Raw genomic sequence first — 18136 nt, 5'->3', positions numbered from 1 at the left:
GGATGGCGCTCCGGATACCGGTCCAGAAGGACATCGGCGAGTACGAGGAGAAGATCGTCGGGAAGATGAGCCTGCGCACGCTCGCATGCGTGTCGCTCGGCTTCGGCAGCGCGGTCGGGGCGGCGGCCTTCGTCCACCTGGGCCTGCACGCCGACGTCGCGGACGCGGCCTTCCCGATCATGCTCTGCAGCATGCCGTTCTGGCTCGCCGGGTTCTGGCGGCCCTTCGGCATGCGCGCCGAGGAGCTGCTGCCTCTCCTGGCGGCACACGAGCTTTCCCCGCAGCTGCTCGCGTACGAGCCCTGCCTCGCCGCGAGCCTCCCCGAGGGCTCGCCGCGCCCGGGCCGCCCGGGGCGGCGCGCGAGGCGCAGGACCAGGAAGAAAGGAGCCGAGCTCTATGAGCCGAGCAAGAACCAACAAGGAGAATAGGCCGAAGCGCCCGAGCACCCTCGGGCTGCTCCTCGGCGGCACGGGCGGGCGCAAGGACGCCTCGAAGGGCGCGGAGGCCGAGCGGCAGAGGCGCCGCCGGGAGCGCGACCGTTCGCGCGAGATGGCCGCCTACGTCGGCTACGACGCCATGTACAGGGACGGCATCGCCCAGGTGATGCCCGGGGTGTTCAGCCAGACGGTCGAGTTCTCCGACATCAGCTACCAGTCCGCGCGCAAGGAGGCGCGCGAGACGGCCTTCACCGTGATGAGCTCGCTGTTCAACTACTTCCCGGCGGACTCCCACGTGCAGCTCCAGGTAGTGAACGCGCCCATCCCCGCCGACGAGGTCGGCCGCAAGGTCTTCTTCGAGCCCGGGGAGCGCGCCACCGCCGGGCTCGCCGAAGAGTACAACCGGATCCTCAACGACAAGATGCGCGAGGGCGTCTCGAACCTCGTGCGCCACCGCTACCTGACCTACGCCGTGGGCGCCGACGACGTCGACGCCGCGGTGCCCAAGCTTGCGCGCATCCGGGGCGACGTGGAACAGACGCTCGCGCGCATACGCTGCTCGTCGCGCGCCCTCGACGGCGCCGAGAGGCTCGAGCTCCTTCAGGGGCAGCTGCGCCCGGGGTCGCGCTTCGAGTTCTCCTGGGACAAATTGTCCCCGACGTCGGGCGCGCGCACGAAGGACTTCGTCATGCCCTCCACGCTCGACTTCAAGCCCGAAGGCAGGTCCGACTGCTTTTGCAGCGACGGGCGCTACGGCGCGGTGCTCGCCGTGCGCAGCTTCGGGTCGGTCATCGAGGAGACCCACCTCGCCTCCATCATCGACCTGCCGCTGCCGCTCAACGTGACGCTGCACGTGCAGCCCATCGCGCAGAGCGAGGCGCTCGCGCTCGTGAAGCGCCAGATCGACTGGATGGACAAGGAGATCATCGACGAGCAGATGAGCGCCGTGAAGAAGGGCTACGACTACCAGATCCTGCCGCCCGAGCTGCGCTTCTCGAAGGAGGAGGCCGAGGAGCTGCTCGACTTCCTGCGCAACAAGTCCGAGCGCCTGTTCGTCTACACGGGCCTCGTCTACACCTGGGCCGACAGCCTCGAGGAGCTCGACCGCCGCGTCCAGCAGGTAACGAGCGTCGCGCAGGGCTGCACGATCGGCCTCGAGCCGCTCCACTTCCGGCAGCGCCAGGCTCTCAACTCGGTGCTCCCGCTCGGGGACAACCACGTCACCGTGAGCCGCTACCTCACCACGGGGCAGGTGGCCATGCAGATGCCCTTCGCCAGCCAGAGCCTCGACGAGGCGGGCGGAGGCTACTACGGGCAGTCAAAGGAGAGCGGGAACCTGGTGCTGTGCGACCGCAAGCGCCTGGCGAGCCCCATGGGCTTCGTGTGCGGCAAGCCCGGCTCGGGCAAGAGCTTCTCGGTGAAGCGCGAGATAACCAACACCGTTCTCGCGCACCCCGAGGACGAGGTGGTGATCTTCGACCCGGCCGGCGAGTACGGCAACCTCGTCGGCGCGCTCGGCGGCGCGAACGTCGAGCTCGCCCCGGGATGCTCGGCGGTGCTCAACCCCCTCGACACCGCCGACGTCGCGGACCGCGCCGACGCCGCCAAGCTCGCGTACAAGACCGACGCGGTGCTCGCGCTCTCGAGCGCGCTCATGGCCGAGGGGCGCGAGGGCCTGCCGGAGCGCGACCGCTCGATCATCGCCCGCTGCGTCGGCGAGGCGTACCGGGAGTGCGCGAGGGACGGCCGCCTGCCCACGCTCGGCGACTTCCACGCGGCGCTGCTCGCTCAGCCCGAGCCCGAGGCTGCCGACATCGCGCTGCGCTACGAGCGCTACGTGAAGGGCGCGTTCTCCTTCTTCAACGGCCAGAGCAACGTGGCGCTCGACAACCGCATCACCAACATCGACATGCACGGGCTCGGCCAGAACATGCGCGTGTTCGGCATGATCACGGCGCTCGAGATGGTGCGCAACCGCGTGATGGTCACGCCGCCGCGCCCCAACTACACATGGCTCTACATCGACGAGGTGCAGAGCCTCTTCGCGCACCCGACGGTGGTCGAGTACTTCGCCCGCCTGTGGCGCGAGGGGCGCAAGTTCGGCCTCATCTGCACCGGCATCAGCCAGAACACGAGCCACATGCTGGCCAACGCCGAGGCCCGCGACATGGTGCTCAACTCCGAGTTCTTCCTGCTGCACAAGCAGTCCACCGCCGACCTCGACGCGTGGGCGGAGATGCTCCAGCTCTCCGCCACGGAGCGCGGCTACATCGGCGACGCCGTCAAGCCCGGCGAGGGCCTGCTCATCAGCGCCGGGATCCGCGTGCCCATCACCGACGACTTCCCGAAAGGCCCGCTCTACGACCTGTGGAACACCAAGCCCGCAGAGGTCGCCGAGCGCGAGATGCGCCGGGCGGCGCGAGAGGCGGAGGAATAGGAATGGCCGGCCCGAGCGAGGGCGGCGGGATGCTCGAGGTGGTCGGGGCGCAGCGCCGCGACGTGCTCACCTCGGGCGACGTCACGGAGACCGAGCGCGACGCCCTGGGAAACGTCTCGGAGGGAGCCGGCCCGCTCGACGAGGCGGGAGGCCCCGCCGCAACGGCGAAGGAGCGCCCCTCCAAGCCCGATGCTCCGGAAGGCGGGCTCGGGGACAAATTGTCCCAACCCGCCGGCGACCGGCGCGCGGCGGCCGCGATGCGCTCGCGCGTCGAGGCGGCGAAGCTGGCGATCGCCCGGGAGGCCGTCTCCCAATTCGACGACTCGGAGGAGCTCGAGGGCGCCTCGGGCATGTACGACGCGGGGCGCGCGTCCAAGAAGGCCGCGGGAAGGCTGCGGCAGAGGAAGGCGAAGAAAGCAGCCCAAGGCAGCCGCAAGGCGGCGACCGCCCTCGGCGCCCCCAAGGGAGGCGCGCGCGGCCCCGAGGCAGCCGGCGCGACCGCCCCGGCCAGGCACCAGGCGGCCCAGGCGGCCGCGCAGGCGTCGGGCGAGGCGGCCCGCGCCGCGGGGTCGAAGGGCGCCGCCTCCGCGATCGCGGGCGCGGCCTCGGGCGCAGCGCCCGCCCTGCTCGGGGCGGTGGCCGGCATCGTGGCCTTCGTCGCCTGCGCGCTCGCCGTCGCGCAGCTGCTGAGCGCGCTGTTCGGCTTCTGGGACGACGCGGCCTCCAAGCAGGGTCTCGAGGGGCTGCCGCCCTACATCACCTACGAGATGGTCGAGGCGGCGCTCGAGTGCCAGGAGGAGTACGGGCACCCGGCGGGCTGCACCATCGCGCAGATCATCCAGGAGTCCAGCCAGGGCGACCGCATGAGCCGGCTCGCAGAGCGCGACCACAACCTCTTCGGCATGAAGTGGTGGTCGGGCTACGCGGGCTGCCCGGAGGTCGCAGGCAAGGCGAACTGGGCCACCAGCGAGGAGTACGTGCCCGGCGAGCACACCCAGATCACGGCGAGCTTCATCCGCTTCACCGGCGACGCCGAGTGCATCCGCTTCCGCAGCAGGATCTTCCTGCAGGCGGAGCGCTACTCGGGCAACGCCCTCATCCGCGAGGCGATCGAGGGGCACGACTCGGACAGGATGGCCGAGGGGCTCAAGGACGCCGGCTGGGCGACCGACTCGTCCTACGTCGAGTCCCTGAAGTCGATCATGGCGCAATGGGGCCTCTACCGGCTCGACTCCATGACGGTCGAGGACCTGAAGGACCCGTCCGCGAGCGGGAACGCGATCGTCGAGGCGGCGTACAGCCAGCTCGGCGTGCCCTACGTGTGGGGAGGCTCGACCCCCGGCAAGGCGCTCGACTGCAGCGGGCTCACGCAGTACTGCTACGCGCAGGCGGGCATCCGCATAAGCCACTACACGGGTTCCCAGTACGAGGAGCTCAGGCGCATACCGCTCTCGGAGGCGAAGCCCGGCGACATCCTCTACCGCTCGGGCCACGTGGCCATCTACATCGGCGACGACAGGTACATACACGAGCCGCGAACGGGCGACGTGTGCCGCATAGCGAGCGGCATCGGCAGCTTCAGCTGCGCGCTCACCGCGAGATAGGAGAAACCAATGCAGGGAAAGTCAAGGGTCATGGCCGCCGTCGCGGCAGGCGCGCTCACCGTGGCGCTCGGCGCGGGCGCGGCGCGCTGCGCCATCGCCCCGCAGGAAGGCGCGCAGGATAGCCCCCAGGGGCAGGCGCAGCCCGCGGCTGCAGGCGCCGACGCGGCGACCGGGAAGGCCGCCTCGGGCGCCGAGGCGCTCTGGAACACCGTGTGGACGGGAGCCGACGACCCGACCGCCACGCTGCGGATCGTCGAGGGCGCCATGGTGGAGAGCGCCGGCGGCACCGAGCGAGCCTGGTTCTTCTCGGCAGAGGAGCCAACCGAGGCCGACGGCGTGCTCAGCGTGCCCATCGACGTCAAGGGAACCGGCGACAAGGCGGGAGGCCTGTCCCTCATCCAGGTCTCGGGCGGCGGGGACGCCCGCACCCTGGCCTGCGACCTCCTGACGCAGGCCTACGCGCCCCAGAAGGCACGCGAGGGAACGTTCTCCGTGACCGGCACCGACGGCCGCCTCTCCGAGGCGCTTGGCGTAGACGTCGCCGCCATCGAGGAGGCCGTCGCCAGGAAGGCGGCGGAGGTGTCCCCGCAGGCGGCGGGTGCCTCCTGGGACAAAGAGGTGTGGCTCGACTACGCCGGGAACGTCGCGTCGACGACCTTCACGCTCGACGACCCCGCCTCGACGGTGGTCACCGTGGTCTCGCGCGGCGGCTCGCTGGAGGCGATGTAGCCATGGGGGCGCTCAAGGCGCGACGCCGAAGGGCGTTCGCCATCTCCGCCGCGACGGCGTTCGCCCTCTGCGCGCTCCTGCTCGTCCCCGTGCAGCCGGCATACGCCGACATAGCCGGGGACGTCAACGATTGGCTGTGCGGCCTTCTGCGCGACTGCTGCAACTGGATGTTCAAGGCGCAAACGGGCGTGCTCGGGTCGATCGGCGCGAACGGGATCCTCTCGGCCGACTTCGCGCACATGCTCACGAGCTCGAGCGACCTGACCATGCACGACGTCGCCCGGGGCGTATGGCAGGTTGCCATCCTGCCGATCGGGTGCGGGGTGCTCGGCCTGGTCTTCACCCTGAAGCTCATCGAGATCTCCCAGCGCATGGACGGCAGCCAGAGCCTTCCCGGCGTCAAGGAGGTCGTTTTCCTTCTCGTGTTCTTTGCCGTGTTCCTGTTCCTCATACAGAACAGCTTCGACCTGATGGCGTCGATCTACGAGGTCTGCGGGCTCGCCATCGACCGAGTCGAGGCGCTCTTCGGCGCCGGAGGCGCGCTCGACCTGCCCGAGGTGTCCGTCGTCACCACCGACGACGACATCCCGTCGCTCATCGCCATGCTCGTCGTGAGCCTCATCAGCTGGGTCGTGGTGCTGGCGGCCTACGTCGTCGCCCTCGTGGTCTGCTGGGCCCGCGCGCTCCAGCTCTACATCATGGCCGCGTTCGCCCCGATCCCGCTGGCGTTCCTCGGCATGGACGCCACGCGCCAGATAGGCCTTGGCTACCTGAAGAGCTTCGGGGCGGTCTGCATCGCCGGCGTCATCATCCTCGTGCTACTCATATCGTTCCCGCTCGTGCTCGGCGGGCTCACCGGGGCGAACCCCGGGACGGGTACCCCGGCCGACGCGGTCGCGAACGGGCTCACCTACGCGCTGCAGTACCTGGCCATGTGCGTGCTGCTCATCCTGGCCCTCGTGAAAAGCGGCTCCTGGGCGCGCGACATCGTGAGCGGCTTCTAGCGGAAAAGCGAGGAAGGGGGCGGTCGCCATGAGATAGGGGCACCGCGCCGGGGCACGCGTCCCGGCGGATGAAGAAAAGGACCGATTGAAAACGAAAAGGAGGAAAGACATGGAAGAGAGGAAGAACGTGTACCTCTCGCTGCACAAGAGCTTCGTGCGCGAGGGCATCGAGTACACCGACCGCGCGACCGGCGAGGCCAGGACCTTCAACTCGGCGACCCTTCCCAAGGGCACCGTCGTCGACGGCATGGACGTGGGAGGCTACGAGTTCAGCCCCATGTTCGTTAACGAGAGCCGCTTCAAGGGGGCCGACTTCCGAGACATACCGCTGCTCGCGAACCGCGAGGTGTGGCTGAGGAAGACGGTGATGGGCCCGGACGGCCAGCCCGAGCTCGACGAGGACGGACGCACGGTCAAGGACACCGTGAAGGTCATGCCGGCGCAGCTCAAGGAGGCCGTTGACGCAGGGCGCTCGCGCTACCTCGCGGAGCGCGCCGAGCACGCCCGCCAGGCGAGCCGCGCCGCCGAGCACGAGGCGCCCCGCGCACAGCGAAGCGTCGAGAGATAGGGAGGCGGAAAGATGAACGCAGCGAAAGACTGCACCCTGCAGGAAAAGCTCCTCCGATGCGCCATGGCGCTCATCCTGGCGGCGGGGGCTCTGCTCGCCTCTGTGGCGGCCTCGCCCGCCTACGCCGCGCCGAGCACGGTAGACGTGTCCATCGGCGGCAAGATCCCCTACGGCGGCTTCGCCACCACGTGGATGAGCGCCGACGGCAACATCGCCTACTGCGCCGAGCCCTCGTCCCCGACGCCCGCGCCGGGCTCCTACTCGACGAGCCCCGTGCCGAGCGGCGACGTGACAGCGGCGATCTGGTACTCGTTCGGCTCTCCCGGCTTCGACGCGTCGATGTTCCCGGGCAGCTGGTACGACGGCGGCGGCTGGGACGACGCCAAGTACGCGGCGGCGAGCCATGTGCTCATCGCCTACGCCTACTCTGGGTCCGAGTCGGCTGCCACGCACGGCACGAGCGCCGAGTTCGCCTCCTGGGCGAAATCCGAGCTGATCGGCGGGACCTTCGCCAAGATGAAGGCGGGCGCCGGCAAGGTATCCGCCGGGTTCGAGGCGTTCTGCGTCAGGACCGGCGGCGGCTCCCAGACGCTCGTGAGCTTCAGCTGGTCCGCAGGCGGAGTCAAGGTCGCCAAAACGGACTCCGAGGCGGGCGCGGAGCCCCAGGGCGACGCCTCGCTCGACGGCGCGAGCTTCTTCGTCGTTAACGAGACCGGCCGCTACGTGCTGGTCGGCGGCAAGTACTACGCCGACGGTGAGGTATGCGCCACGATAAAGACCGCGCCCGAGGACGGGTCGCACGTCGCCGCGACCGGCGCCGACGCGCTTCCCGCGGGCAATTACCGCATCGTCGAGTCCGGCGCGCCCGAGGGCTACGACGCCAGCGACGTCCCCGTCGCGTTCACCGTGAAGGCCGGCGAGGTGTGCGACCTCACGGGCGACCCCGTGACCGACGAGGTCTTCCACGGCGGCGTGCAGGTGACCAAGTCCGACAAGGAGCTGCAGGCGTCCGAGGCGCTCGCGGGCAGCGGCCACAAGGAGGCGCCTGGCGAGCACCCCGGCCTCGACGGGATCGAGTTCACCGTCACGAACCGCTCGGCGCACAAGGTCCTCGTTGACGGCGAGTGGCGCGAGCCGGGCGAGGCCGTGGCCACGCTGACCACCGCATGGAACGACGAGGCCGGCGCCTACACCGCGCAGACCGCGGCCGACGCACTGCCGTACGGAACCTACGACGTGCGGGAGACGGCGACGAACGGGAGCTACCTGCTGACCGACGGCGAGCCCCGCACCTTTGAGGTCCGCACCGGCGACGAGATCGTGAGCGCCTCCGCGGACGGCGCCGCGCTCGAGTTCCGCGACCAGGTGGTGCGCAACGACCTCGAGCTCTCCAAGAAGAGCGAGTCCGACAACGCCGGCCTCATGGTTCCGTTCGCCATCGAGAACGCGGCCACCGGCGAGATTCACGTGCTGGTCACGGACCGCAACGGCGACGCGTCGACCGCGAGCAGCTGGAACAAGCACTCGAGGGACACCAACGCCAACGACGCCCTGCTCGGCCATGAGGGCCCGATTGCTGCCGCCGACATGGACCCGAAGGCCGGCATCTGGTTCTCGCTCGGCGAGGACGGCTCCTCGGCGCCGGTCGACGACTCGCTGGCGGCCCTGCCGTACGGCGCCTACACCATGACCGAGCTGCGCTGCGATGCCAACGAGGGCCTCGAGCTCATCACGAGAAGCTTCTGGATCGATCGCGACTCGACGGTCGCGAAGGCCGTGTGGATGGGCCTTGACGACCAGGAGGGCCCGCGCATCTCCACCACGGCAAAGGACGGGGCGGACGGCGACAAGGACGTCTCGGCCGACGCCGAGGCCAAGGTCGTCGACGCCGTCGCCTACGAGGGCCTGAAGGCCGGCGAGGAGTACGAGCTCTCGGCCACCCTCGTCGACAAGGCGACCGGCAAGCCCGTGACCGACGTCTCGGGCATGCCCGTGGAGGCCAAGGCCGAGTTCGCCCCCGCGCTCTCGACGGGCAACCAGGACGTCGAGATCTCCTTCGACGCGAGCCTGCTCGGCGGCCGCGACCTGGTCGTGTTCGAGAGCCTACGCAAGGACGGAGCCGAGGTGGCGTCGCACGCGGACCTCTCCGACGAGGGCCAGACAGTCCACGTCGCCGTCGAGGTAAGCACGCAGGCGGCTGACGCCGCCGACGGCGACCAGGTCATCGAGGCCGGCAAGGCCAAGGTCGTCGACACGGTGGCCTACAAGGGCCTCGTCCCCGGCGAGACCTACATCGCCGTGGGCACGCTCATGGACAAGGGCACCGGAGAGCCGTTCCTCGACAAGGACGGCAACGAGGTGACCGCGCGCACGCCCTTCGAGCCCGAGGCGCCCTCCGGCACCGTCGAGGTGACCTTCGAGTTCGACACCGAGGGCCTGGCCGAGGGAGACGAGCTCGTCGTCTTCGAGAAGGTCCTGGACTCCGCCGGCAACGTCGTTGCGGCCCACGAGGACATCGACTCCGCCGAGCAGAGCGTCGTCGTGGACAACCCCGGCACGCCCGAGGTCCCCGAGGAGCCCTACGCCAAGACCGGGGCCGACGCCCCCGACGGCACCGGCTACGCCGTGGCCGCGGGCATCGCTCTGGCAGCTGCGGCGGGTGCGGGCGGAGCGCTTGCGTATCGCAAGCGCAAGGCGGCCGCGAGCAAGGACGAGGCGGCCGAAAAGCCGGAAGAGTAGCGGCAGCGCATCGATACCGAACCGGAGGCCCTGGGCGCTCGCCCGGGGCCTCCCCTGCGAACGGGGGAGGACATGAACAAAGGGAAAGCCGCCACGGCGCTCGCCGTCGTCGTGGCGTTGCTGGCGCTGGCGGCGCTCGCCGTCTTGCCGCAGCCCGAGAGGAACCCGTACGTGGTGCACGAGGTGCCCGCTGCGGAAGAGGACGCGGCAATGGAGGCTCAAGAGACGGGAGGCGGAATCGATTGGGACGCCCTTCCCGCCTCCGTCGTCGCATGGGTGCGCGTGCCGGGCACGACCGTCGACTACCCGATCGTCCAGGGCCGGTCGGAATCGCCCGACTTCTACCTCACGCACGATGCTAACGGCGAGTGCTCCGCATGGGGCGCTCCCTACATCGACGCAGGCTGCGCGCAGGGAGCCGAGAGCCCGCTCGTCATCGTGTACGGGCACCACATGTCCGACGGCACCATGTTCGCGCCGCTCGCGCAGTACTCGTCGCGCGGTTTCGCCGAGGGGCACCGCACCATCCGGGTCTTCACTCGCGAGAAGGCGATCGAGCTAGAGGTCTTCGCGGCCGACGTGGTCGACGCGAGCTCGGAGGGCAAGCGGACCGACTTCGCCGACGCGGCGGCGCTCGACTCCTATCTCGGGGACAAATTGTCCCGATGCGAGGTCGTCCTGGAAGAGCCGAAAGACGTCGTCCAAGCCTGGGCCTTCGTCACCTGTAGCTACCAGACGAGCAACTCCCGCACCGTCGTCTACGCGAAGGAGGTGGAAGCATGGGATTCGCGCCCTTCGGAATAGGTCTCCTCATGGGGCTCTTCACGCTCACGGCCTACGCCTGCTGCGCAGCCGGCGACGACGACCAGGACTAGCCGTGGGAAATCGAAATCGCACAACGGAAAGAGGCGGGCAATTGCCCGCCTCTTCTCACATCACCCACCTGAACACGGCGCGGAACAGCCAGACGAAAAAGCCCAGCGTGACCTTCAGCGCCGCCAAGAGGAACCTACCAAGCCTCTTCATCGACGTCACCCCAATCTTCCTTGACCTTGCGGGCGCCCTCCTCGGCGCCCTCTTCCTTCTCTTCCGCGAGCAGCCTCGCCAGCCCGTCCGGCACGCCCGGGACCTCCGCCCTCCCCAGCGCGCGCTGCAGGTCCCTTATCTGCGACTTCAGCGGTTTTGAGGGAGGGCCCACGTGCTCGCGGTAGCAGGCGCCGATCGCGGCCGAGTCGCACAGGAAGCCCCGCACCCGGGCGAACGCCTCGTCGCCGTCGAGCAGGACGCGGCGGGCTCGCCCGAGCTCGGCCTCCGAGGCCAGCATGAAGCGCCAGCCGCGGGACCTCCGCGCGGCCGGTATGCCGTCCGCGGGCGCGTCGGCGCGCCAGTCGTCGCGCACCTGGTGCCAGTTCGCCGTGAGCCAGAGCCCCTTCTCGGGCTCCTCCCGCATCTCGAGCTCGAACTCCGTGAGCATGTTCGCGCCGGAGAACGGCGAGCCCTCCGTGAACGAGAGCGCGTCGAACAGCGTCGTCCTGCCGCCCTCGCACTCTATCCTCACCATCATCTCCGGCCCCTCTCCCTGCGCTGGTCCTGCTGGGCCCGCTGCCGCTCGGCGGCGAGGATGCGCTGCTGCTCGTCCGCTCGGTGGCACTGGCGCGAATTGCCGCTGGCATCGTCGCGCCCTTCACCGTCCCCGTAGCGGGTCTTGAGGGGCATGAGCCCGTTCTCGGACATGTAGGCGCGCGCAGCCTCGAGGCGGCGGTACCCCTCGCCGCCCGCCTGGCCGCGCCGGTCGAGCGTCGCCATCCTGAGACCGAACTCCTCGATGGACTCGACGTCGAACTTCGCGCAGGTCTCGAGCGCCGAGGAGAGCCTGCTCAGCTCCGAGAGGTCGTTGAGCTCGAGGGCGCGCTCGGCGGCCTCGCGGATGCGCGCGGTGCTCGCGTCCGTGGGACGGTAGACGTTTTCGCGCTCGAAGCGCCGGCGGAGCATCTCCTTGCCGTAGACGAACCCCAGGCGCTCGCCGCTGACCTTCTTGGAGGGCTCCTCCGCCAGGCTGAACACCCAGTCGTCCCGCCGCGCCTTGGCCGAGTTGTCGGCGACGTGCACGCCCAGGGCGTCGAGGATGCCGAGGAACTCCGCCTCGTCGCGCGCCGTGGTCTTGGCGAGCGCGACGCGGGCGCGGATGTCGCCGACCCACGAGTAGCCGCCCGAGCGCATGATCTCCTTCTCGGCCCGGCCCAGGTAGACGCTCCTGCGGCTCCTTGGCCCGCCCGCGCCGGCATGCCCGCGCGCCTTCGACGGCGATTCGGGAGCTCGGTCGTTGGAGAGCCCCGACAGCCCGCGCTCGCGCGCCATGTCCTGAAGGTCTCGGTTGAGGTCCTCGGGGTGCTGGGTCTGCATGCGGTAGCCGGTTCGGAGGTTGGCGTTGTTCACGACGATGTGCGCGTGCGGTATGCCGCGGGCGTTGTCGTCGTGGTAGACGATGGCGATCTCGTGGTCGCCGAAGTGCTTGAGCGCCCACGAGCACGCGAGCTCGCGCAGCGCCGCCAGGTCGATGCTGTCGCCGGGGTCCGGCGAGAGCACGAAGTGCTTGAACGTGCGCGCGGGCTTTCCCCGCCAGGGCGCGTCCGTGCCGAAGGCGGCGCGCGTGGCGTCCATCTCGGCGTCCCAGGCGCAGGCCTCCTTGGCGTCTTCCCCCATCGCGCCGGCGTCGCGCTCGTCGTAGCTCAGGTTGAACAGGTCGCGCGCCAGGGCGCGGCCTCCCTTCTCGAGGTAGCGGCGGATGCCGCCCGTCGAGCCGTGGCCGCTTATCGGCTTCAGGATCGGCATGGCGAGCCCTCCACGAGCGAGTCGGCGCCGATGCGACCGAGCTCCGCCGCCATCTCTCGGGCCGCGGCGTTCACGTCGGCGAGCTCGCGCTCGATCGTCGGGACGCTATCCGCGACGAGGTCGCGGTCGACGCGCCCGTGGCGGGCGTGGAAGTTGATGAGGTTCATCGCGTGCACGGCCTGGTTGTAGTGGTAGCCCCACTTCGTGAGCTCGCGCGACATCGCCCACAGGGCCTTCCGGTCGACGAGTATGCGGTGCTCGTCTCCCGCGTTCGCCTCCGTCGACAGCGGTATGCGCACGAGGTAGCGCAGGTACTCCGACTTGCTGAGGCCGGCGCGCTCGCACCGCTCGCAGAGCGCGTCGTAGTCGCCTCCCTCCATGCGGAGCGTGACGCGGCGCTCCTTGCCCCTGGCGCCGCCGACGCTCTCTTCCATTGCGGATTCCTTTCCTCGGGCCCGCCGTGCGGCGGGCGCGTCTCTCTAGGGGCGCGGGGGATTCCCCGCAGGCGGCGGCCCGGCTCGGGCGCCGCCTCTGGGACCGGGCCTCGTGTAAGCGGGCTCCCAAACGGCCCGCGGCATGACGGGTCCGAGGCCGCCCGGTCCCCAAGTGCTATGGACGCCCGACGCGATGTCGGACGCCATAGGCTACTTGCTGGATTTCGAATGCGAGGCCCTTCTTCGGACCTTCCGGGCTCCTGCGCCCGCCTCCGCGTAGGGCGCGGTCATGAGCGCCATCTCCCGCAGCAGCGAGAGGTCGGCAGCGCTCGGGCTCTCGGGCGGGCTCTCGAGGAAGTCGGCCACGAACCTCGCGGCCTTCGCGATGCGCCCGTCGGGGCCGGCCTGCGTTTTGCTCTCGCTCCTCACGTAGTCGGAGAGCTCCCGCTTGGTGCGCCGCCAGGGCTCCATCGCGGCGTGCATCTCCGCCTGGCGCTCCTTCGGCATGCCCGCGAGCGAGCGCACCGCCTCGGCGCTGAGGTTGCCTCGGTCGGCCTCGGCGGCCCACTCGGGCGAGAGGTCCTCGGCGATCCTGCGGGCAAGCCTCTCCTCGCGCGCGATGGTCTTGCCGGAGACCTTGCGGCCCGTCTGCCGCTCGATGATGGCGGCCTTCACGTCGTCGACGCGCATGCCGGAAAGCGACGGGTCCTCGGAGCGCAGGCGCACGGCGTCGCCCCTGAGCGCCTCGGTCGCGGCGGCGCGCTCGGTCACGGTGAGCGCGCGGGTGAAGTAGTTCGCGGCGTGGAGCAGCGTCACCGCCCGCTCGTCGTCGATGCCCTCTATCACGCGGCAGGGCATCCTCTCGTAGGCGGGGTCGTCCTTGGCGAGCAGCGCGTAGGCGGCCTTGCGGCGGTGCCCGGAGACCATCTGCCACGAGCCGTCTCCGACCTTGCGCACCAGCGGCAGGTCGGTGAGGCCGTCCTGGCGTATCGACTCGGCGAGCTCGGCTATGCCGGCCGGGTCCATGGAGTACGCGGCGTTCGCCGGGTGGTCGGCGATGTCGGCCACCGCGATCTCGGACACCGGGTAGCGCCCGCGGGTGCGGGACGCGCCGTCGAGGAGCCCCGTGATGGTGAATCCCGCGGCCACCTGGCTAGGCGAGCTCACGGTACACCTCGTCGGCGAGGGCCTCGTAGTCGCGCGCGGGGCGGCTCCCCGGCTCGAAGGCGGCCACCGGCTTCCACTGCCAGCTGCCCTCGCAGACCTTGCTGCTCGCGTGTATGACCGTCTCGAACTGCTCGTCTGGGAAGAACCCGTCGAGCACGGCCGCGCCCGTGGTCTCGGCGTTGGTCATGCGGCCGGGCACGCAGGTGCGCAGTATCTTCCATCTGGGCGTGGGCATGCGCAGGGCGTCCGCGATTGAGCGCGTCGCCTCCACGGTGAGCGCCGTGCCGCGCATCACGGTGGAGTCGAGCTTCACGGGGATGACGACCATGCCGCCCTCCGCGGCGGCGAGGTAGGCGTTGAAGGCGAGCCTGCGCATCACGGGGCTGCAGTCGATGAGGCAGACGTCGTAGGAGCCCGAGGCGTCGTCGAGCGCGAACTTGAGGCGCTGCTCGCGCAGGAGCATCTCGTTCTGGTCGACGAGGTCGATGGTCGAGGCCACCACGTCGAGGTTCTCCCCGGCGGCGTAGGCGATCTCCTCCACGGGCGCGCCGCCGTAGAGCAGCTCGACCGATGTGCGCCGCTCGGAGGCGGCCCGGTCGTAGAGGCCGAAGAAGTCGGTGGCCGACGCCTGCGGGTCGAGGTCGACGAGCAGGGTCCGAAGGCCCCGGGCGGCGAAGATGGCCGCCAGGTTCACGGCGGTCGTCGTCTTGCCGACGCCGCCCTTGTAGTTGGAAATGGCTATCGTGCGCATGGGTCGCGTCCTCTCTAGCGTGGGGCGCGCCTCGCCGCATCCGGTCCGGCGCGCCCCGAGTCTCGGAGCGTCGGGACAAAATCGTACGGATTTGTCCGACAAGCGGAGTGTACCACGAAAACGTACGGATATGTACGCTTTCGTGGTACAGGGGCCGAGTTTCGGGGAAACCCGGCCCCGGGAGCCCGGGGCCGGGCGCGCCGCCTAGGAGAGCGGCTCCATCTCGCCGAAGCAGTTGACGTGGTGGCGCAGGAGCGCGCGGTTCTCCTTGACGACCATCATCGCCACCTCGTCGAAGCGGACCGGGGTGTCGGCGTAGTCGTCGCCGTTGCCGGCGAGCCACGTCGCCGCCAGCGCCTCGCGCAGCCCGCGCGCCCTGTGGGCCTCGGGGAAGCCGTCCGTCCCGATCCGGGCCGTGGCGTCGACGAACACCAGGGTCCCGTCCTCGTCCACCGCCACGAGGTCGATCCCGCCGATACCCTCGGGCCCCTGCCAGGCCTCGTCGACGATCTCGTAGCCCTTGCGCTCGAGGAAGGCCTTGACCGCGCCCATCGCCTTTTCCTTCATGTCGTTCATGTCTTGCTCCTTAGACTCTGAGGCCCGCCCCTGTGGCGTGCCTTGCGTCGCGTGAGTCGCATGCAGCGCGGGCGTGCCGGCAAGGGAGGAAGCGAAGTCGGACGTGGTTGTAGAAATCTCCCGACGTCAGTTTTTCGCGTTGTTCGCGCGCGCAGCGCATGGGGCGAAGAACCCGAAAAAGTGTCGCGGCCCTTGCGGGCCGCCTGCCGGCGTGCGACCCTGCGCGTCCAAGGAGCGCCGGGGCGGGTTTCGGGTCGGAGGGGCGGAGGCGTGCGGCATGGAACCGGCCATGGGCGCCGAGACCCTCCGGGCATGGGATGCGGCCCGTCGGCGGTTGCCGGGGCGCTCGCGAGGGTTACGTCGGGACGTCGCGTGGAGGACGGAGGCGCGTTTCCGAGTCGCGGCGCCGCTACCCTAATCGGGACGGCCTCTCCCGTGCCGCTTGCGGCCGATGTGCGCACGAGATCGCTGGCGGTGAGGCTTTTCGTTGCGCGGAACGGCTACGGTGCTGCGCGACACGTCCGTTTGCTTATGTGTGATAAAGAAGCAATAGAAGTGCAAAAAATTTTGCCGTTCCTATCCGACACTTGGCCATTGTGTCGGATAGGTCGGGCGGTTATTCGGGCAAGTCAATCTTGCCGACAAAGCTGTAATAAATCTCAATGTCCTGCCTGCGGGTGCCGTTCTCATCATAGCTGCACTCATGCACCACAATTTTCTCGATCATTTCCCGCAAGAGAGTGGGGGTCAGTTCTTCAAAGGCAAGGTGCTTGCGGACAATGCCCATAAATTTCTCGGCGTTGACGGTAGGTATCTTTACATTACCTTCTGAAACATATGGCGCACCTTGTCCAGGCGGCTGTTTGGACGGCGGGGCTGGATGACTGGCTTGCCGACAGCGGCCTGATACCCTTTCAGTTCTGTAAGGCATACGCTCTGCCCGTTGGTGTAAAAGGCCAGATCAGTACGGTATGCCTGTATACAGCGGGCGGGAATCTCGCCAGTAAAGACAACTTCATCCTTTTTTACCTGGACCGTTTCGATGGTGGCACAGTATTTCGGTGCATCATGATAAGCCCTGGAAAGATATTCCCGGGGCGCATAGAGGGTGAAGGAGAGATAAGGTTCCAGCAGTTGCGTCCCTGATTCCTTCAATGCCTGTTCCAATACAATCGGGGCCAATGAGCGGAAGTCCGCCGGCGTGCTGACCGGGCTGTAATAAAGCCCGTATTCAAAGCAAATCTTACAGTCCGTTACGTTCCAGCCGAACAAGCCCTGCTCCAGCCCGTAACGGATACCATCCCTGACAGCGTTTTGAAAACTCTGGTTCAAGTATCCCAGCGAAACCCGGCTCTCGTATTGTACACCGGAGCCAAGCGGGAGTGGTGTAACAGACAGTCCGATGGATGCCCAAAACGGGTTGGGCGGCACCTCGATATGGATGGTGTGGCTGGCTGCTTTGAGCGGCCGCTCCATATAAATGACGGTGGGTTCCTTTACCACTGTTTCAAGCTTGTATTTTTCCGACAGCAAAGCGGAAACAACCTCCAACTGCACCCGGCCCAAAAAAGAAAGAATGATCTCATGGGTGATGGAATCCACCTCGCAGCGCAAAAGCGGGTCAGTATCCGCAAGTTGCGTAAGAGCGTCCAGCAGCCGTTCTCTTTGCGCTGCCGTTTTCGGCGCAATCGACGTCCGCAGCATGGGGAGGGGGTCCTCACGCCACCTTTTACGAGGGAGCCGGGTTGGGTCCCCTAATACATCGTTTAACCTCACGCTGTCGCTGGGAAGGATAACAATTTCACCCGGATAAGCGGTGTCTGTCCAAACAATTTCCCCTTTGGATGGAATACGCATCTCTGTGATTTTCAGCTTTTCTCTCCCGGCCAGGGCCACCGTATCCCGCAGGCGCAGCGTTCCGCTGTATAGCCGTAGATAGACACGCCGCTGGCCGCAATCTGTATACTCCACCTTGAAAACGCTGCCGCATAGGGCGGCGCTCCCCTGTTCCCCAATCGGTTGGAACAGCCCTGTCACCGCATCCATCAACGGTTGAATGCCAAGGCCCTTTTTGGCGCTGCCATAATAGACCGGGAACAGGGAGGCGTCTTGAACCCGCCGCTGTTCCTCCCGCACAAGTTTTTCCCGGCTGATTGGTTCTCCTGCGATATACTTTTCCAATAATTTATCGTTATTTTCGATGACCGCATCCCATGCTTCTATGTCGGTATTTTCCTCCAGGACTATTTCCGGGGACAGCGACACCGTCTGCTTGATGATAATATCGGCGGAGAGCTTATCCCGAACAGACTGAACCACGCTCTGCAAATCAACGCCAGCCTGGTCGATCTTGTTGATAAAGATAACGGTGGGAATGTTCATTTTCCGCAGGGCATGGAACAGAATACGGGTCTGGGCCTGCACGCCATCTTTAGCGGAGATCACCAAGATGGCCCCATCTAAAACAGCCAAAGAGCGGTACACCTCCGCCAAAAAATCCATGTGGCCGGGCGTATCCACAATGTTGACTTTACATCTGTGCCACTGGAAGGAAGTGACTGCCGCTTGAATGGTAATCCCACGCTGCCGCTCCAAAAACATGGTGTCCGTCCTCGTTGTCCCTTTTTCGACGCTCCCCGGTTCTGAAATGGCTCCGCTGGCATATAGCAGGCTCTCCGTCAAGGTCGTCTTTCCAGCGTCTACATGGGCAAGAATTCCAATATTGATTATTTTCATGTGATTGTCCTCCCTTTACTGCCCCGAAGGGCATAAAAATCCCCAGCAGTAAAATACTTTTACCACTGGGGATGATAATTTGCGGACATACACATATACAGCCTACACCTGTTTGTGAGTGC

The 18136-nt window shown here is 67.8% G+C and carries 15 protein-coding genes and 1 pseudogene; 8 read left to right on the top strand and 8 right to left on the bottom strand.

Features of this window, described 5'->3' with window-relative positions; genetic code table 11:
- Positions 1-2 precede the first annotated feature (2 nt).
- The 8 genes from I2E26_RS03125 (at position 3) to I2E26_RS03090 (ending at position 10322) form a co-directional block, all read left to right on the top strand.
- The gene (locus I2E26_RS03125) at positions 3-428 is read left to right on the top strand and encodes a PrgI family protein (protein WP_101677783.1); all 426 of its coding nucleotides are present in this window, start codon (positions 3-5) and stop codon (positions 426-428) included.
- Complete coding sequence (locus tag I2E26_RS03120) at positions 397-2874, top strand: VirB4-like conjugal transfer ATPase, CD1110 family (RefSeq protein WP_195419572.1); 2478 nt, start codon at positions 397-399, stop codon at positions 2872-2874. The genes I2E26_RS03125 and I2E26_RS03120 overlap by 32 nt, the downstream gene beginning before the upstream one ends.
- Positions 2875-2876: 2 nt before the next feature.
- Positions 2877-4478, top strand: coding sequence for an NlpC/P60 family protein (locus I2E26_RS03115; RefSeq protein WP_229056369.1), 1602 nt, complete (start codon positions 2877-2879; stop codon positions 4476-4478).
- Positions 4479-4487: 9 nt separating this feature from the next.
- Positions 4488-5207 carry a hypothetical protein gene (locus I2E26_RS03110; RefSeq protein WP_195419571.1) on the top strand — a complete coding sequence of 240 codons (720 nt, stop codon included), beginning with the start codon at positions 4488-4490 and terminating at the stop codon, positions 5205-5207.
- Between the two features lie 2 nt (positions 5208-5209).
- Positions 5210-6211 (top strand): hypothetical protein, encoded by a 1002-nt coding sequence (locus I2E26_RS03105; protein ID WP_219350861.1) that lies wholly within the window; start codon positions 5210-5212, stop codon positions 6209-6211.
- A gap of 109 nt (positions 6212-6320) precedes the next feature.
- Positions 6321-6779: a DNA gyrase gene (locus tag I2E26_RS03100; RefSeq protein ID WP_101677781.1), complete on the top strand. Its 459-nt coding sequence runs from the start codon at positions 6321-6323 to the stop codon at positions 6777-6779.
- A 12-nt stretch (positions 6780-6791) separates the two neighbouring features.
- Positions 6792-9518: a VaFE repeat-containing surface-anchored protein gene (locus I2E26_RS03095; RefSeq protein ID WP_195419570.1), complete on the top strand. Its 2727-nt coding sequence runs from the start codon at positions 6792-6794 to the stop codon at positions 9516-9518.
- A gap of 72 nt (positions 9519-9590) precedes the next feature.
- Positions 9591-10322 carry a class B sortase gene (locus I2E26_RS03090; RefSeq protein WP_195419569.1) on the top strand — a complete coding sequence of 244 codons (732 nt, stop codon included), beginning with the start codon at positions 9591-9593 and terminating at the stop codon, positions 10320-10322.
- 205 nt (positions 10323-10527) lie between these two features.
- On the opposite strand, the gene I2E26_RS03085 is transcribed toward I2E26_RS03090, so the two are convergent.
- From I2E26_RS03085 to tet(W), 8 genes and pseudogenes are all read right to left on the bottom strand, one after another.
- Entirely contained in the window at positions 10528-11082 is a 555-nt protein-coding gene (locus tag I2E26_RS03085) for a hypothetical protein (RefSeq protein WP_195419568.1), read from the bottom strand.
- Positions 11079-12350 carry a relaxase/mobilization nuclease domain-containing protein gene (locus I2E26_RS03080; protein ID WP_195419567.1) on the bottom strand — a complete coding sequence of 424 codons (1272 nt, stop codon included), beginning with the start codon at positions 12348-12350 and terminating at the stop codon, positions 11079-11081. The genes I2E26_RS03085 and I2E26_RS03080 overlap by 4 nt, the downstream gene beginning before the upstream one ends.
- Positions 12338-12784, bottom strand: a complete 447-nt coding sequence (locus I2E26_RS03075; RefSeq protein WP_195419566.1) for a CopG family transcriptional regulator — start codon at positions 12782-12784, stop codon at positions 12338-12340. The genes I2E26_RS03080 and I2E26_RS03075 overlap by 13 nt, the downstream gene beginning before the upstream one ends.
- 210 nt (positions 12785-12994) lie before the next feature.
- Complete coding sequence (locus tag I2E26_RS03070) at positions 12995-13951, bottom strand: ParB/RepB/Spo0J family partition protein (RefSeq protein ID WP_195419565.1); 957 nt, start codon at positions 13949-13951, stop codon at positions 12995-12997.
- On the bottom strand, positions 13938-14702 hold the full coding sequence (locus I2E26_RS03065; protein WP_075279298.1) for a ParA family protein: 765 nt from the start codon (positions 14700-14702) through the stop codon (positions 13938-13940). Before I2E26_RS03065 ends, I2E26_RS03070 begins: the two co-directional genes overlap by 14 nt.
- Positions 14703-14906: 204 nt before the next feature.
- A complete protein-coding gene (locus I2E26_RS03060; protein WP_075279297.1) occupies positions 14907-15278 on the bottom strand; it encodes a YraN family protein in 372 nt (123 codons plus the stop codon).
- 616 nt (positions 15279-15894) lie between these two features.
- Positions 15895-16086, bottom strand: a pseudogene (locus I2E26_RS03055) (DUF4368 domain-containing protein); the annotation flags it as partial.
- 8 nt (positions 16087-16094) lie between these two features.
- Positions 16095-18014 (bottom strand): tetracycline resistance ribosomal protection protein Tet(W), encoded by a 1920-nt coding sequence (tet(W), locus tag I2E26_RS03050; protein ID WP_195419564.1) that lies wholly within the window; start codon positions 18012-18014, stop codon positions 16095-16097.
- Positions 18015-18136 lie beyond the last annotated feature (122 nt).

This window comes from Collinsella sp. D33t1_170424_A12 (assembly GCF_015554865.1).
GTDB lineage: Bacteria > Actinomycetota > Coriobacteriia > Coriobacteriales > Coriobacteriaceae > Collinsella.
The sequence above is the reverse complement of the archived record's forward strand: the minus strand, read 5'-3'. Positions and strand labels throughout refer to the sequence as shown.

What these genes read in the sequence shown, in the direction of transcription:
- I2E26_RS03105 (WP_219350861.1), top strand. Translation starts at nt 5,210, where the DNA reads ATGGGGGCGCTCAAGGCGCGACGCCGAAGGGCGTTCGCCATCTCCGCC.
- I2E26_RS03100 (WP_101677781.1), top strand. Translation starts at nt 6,321, where the DNA reads ATGGAAGAGAGGAAGAACGTGTACCTCTCGCTGCACAAGAGCTTCGTG.
- I2E26_RS03120 (WP_195419572.1), top strand. Translation starts at nt 397, where the DNA reads ATGAGCCGAGCAAGAACCAACAAGGAGAATAGGCCGAAGCGCCCGAGC.
- I2E26_RS03080 (WP_195419567.1), bottom strand. Translation starts at nt 12,350, where the DNA reads ATGCCGATCCTGAAGCCGATAAGCGGCCACGGCTCGACGGGCGGCATC.
- I2E26_RS03085 (WP_195419568.1), bottom strand. Translation starts at nt 11,082, where the DNA reads ATGATGGTGAGGATAGAGTGCGAGGGCGGCAGGACGACGCTGTTCGAC.
- I2E26_RS03110 (WP_195419571.1), top strand. Translation starts at nt 4,488, where the DNA reads ATGCAGGGAAAGTCAAGGGTCATGGCCGCCGTCGCGGCAGGCGCGCTC.
- I2E26_RS03090 (WP_195419569.1), top strand. Translation starts at nt 9,591, where the DNA reads ATGAACAAAGGGAAAGCCGCCACGGCGCTCGCCGTCGTCGTGGCGTTG.
- I2E26_RS03075 (WP_195419566.1), bottom strand. Translation starts at nt 12,784, where the DNA reads ATGGAAGAGAGCGTCGGCGGCGCCAGGGGCAAGGAGCGCCGCGTCACG.
- I2E26_RS03060 (WP_075279297.1), bottom strand. Translation starts at nt 15,278, where the DNA reads ATGAACGACATGAAGGAAAAGGCGATGGGCGCGGTCAAGGCCTTCCTC.
- I2E26_RS03095 (WP_195419570.1), top strand. Translation starts at nt 6,792, where the DNA reads ATGAACGCAGCGAAAGACTGCACCCTGCAGGAAAAGCTCCTCCGATGC.
- I2E26_RS03115 (WP_229056369.1), top strand. Translation starts at nt 2,877, where the DNA reads ATGGCCGGCCCGAGCGAGGGCGGCGGGATGCTCGAGGTGGTCGGGGCG.
- I2E26_RS03125 (WP_101677783.1), top strand. Translation starts at nt 3, where the DNA reads ATGGCGCTCCGGATACCGGTCCAGAAGGACATCGGCGAGTACGAGGAG.
- I2E26_RS03065 (WP_075279298.1), bottom strand. Translation starts at nt 14,702, where the DNA reads ATGCGCACGATAGCCATTTCCAACTACAAGGGCGGCGTCGGCAAGACG.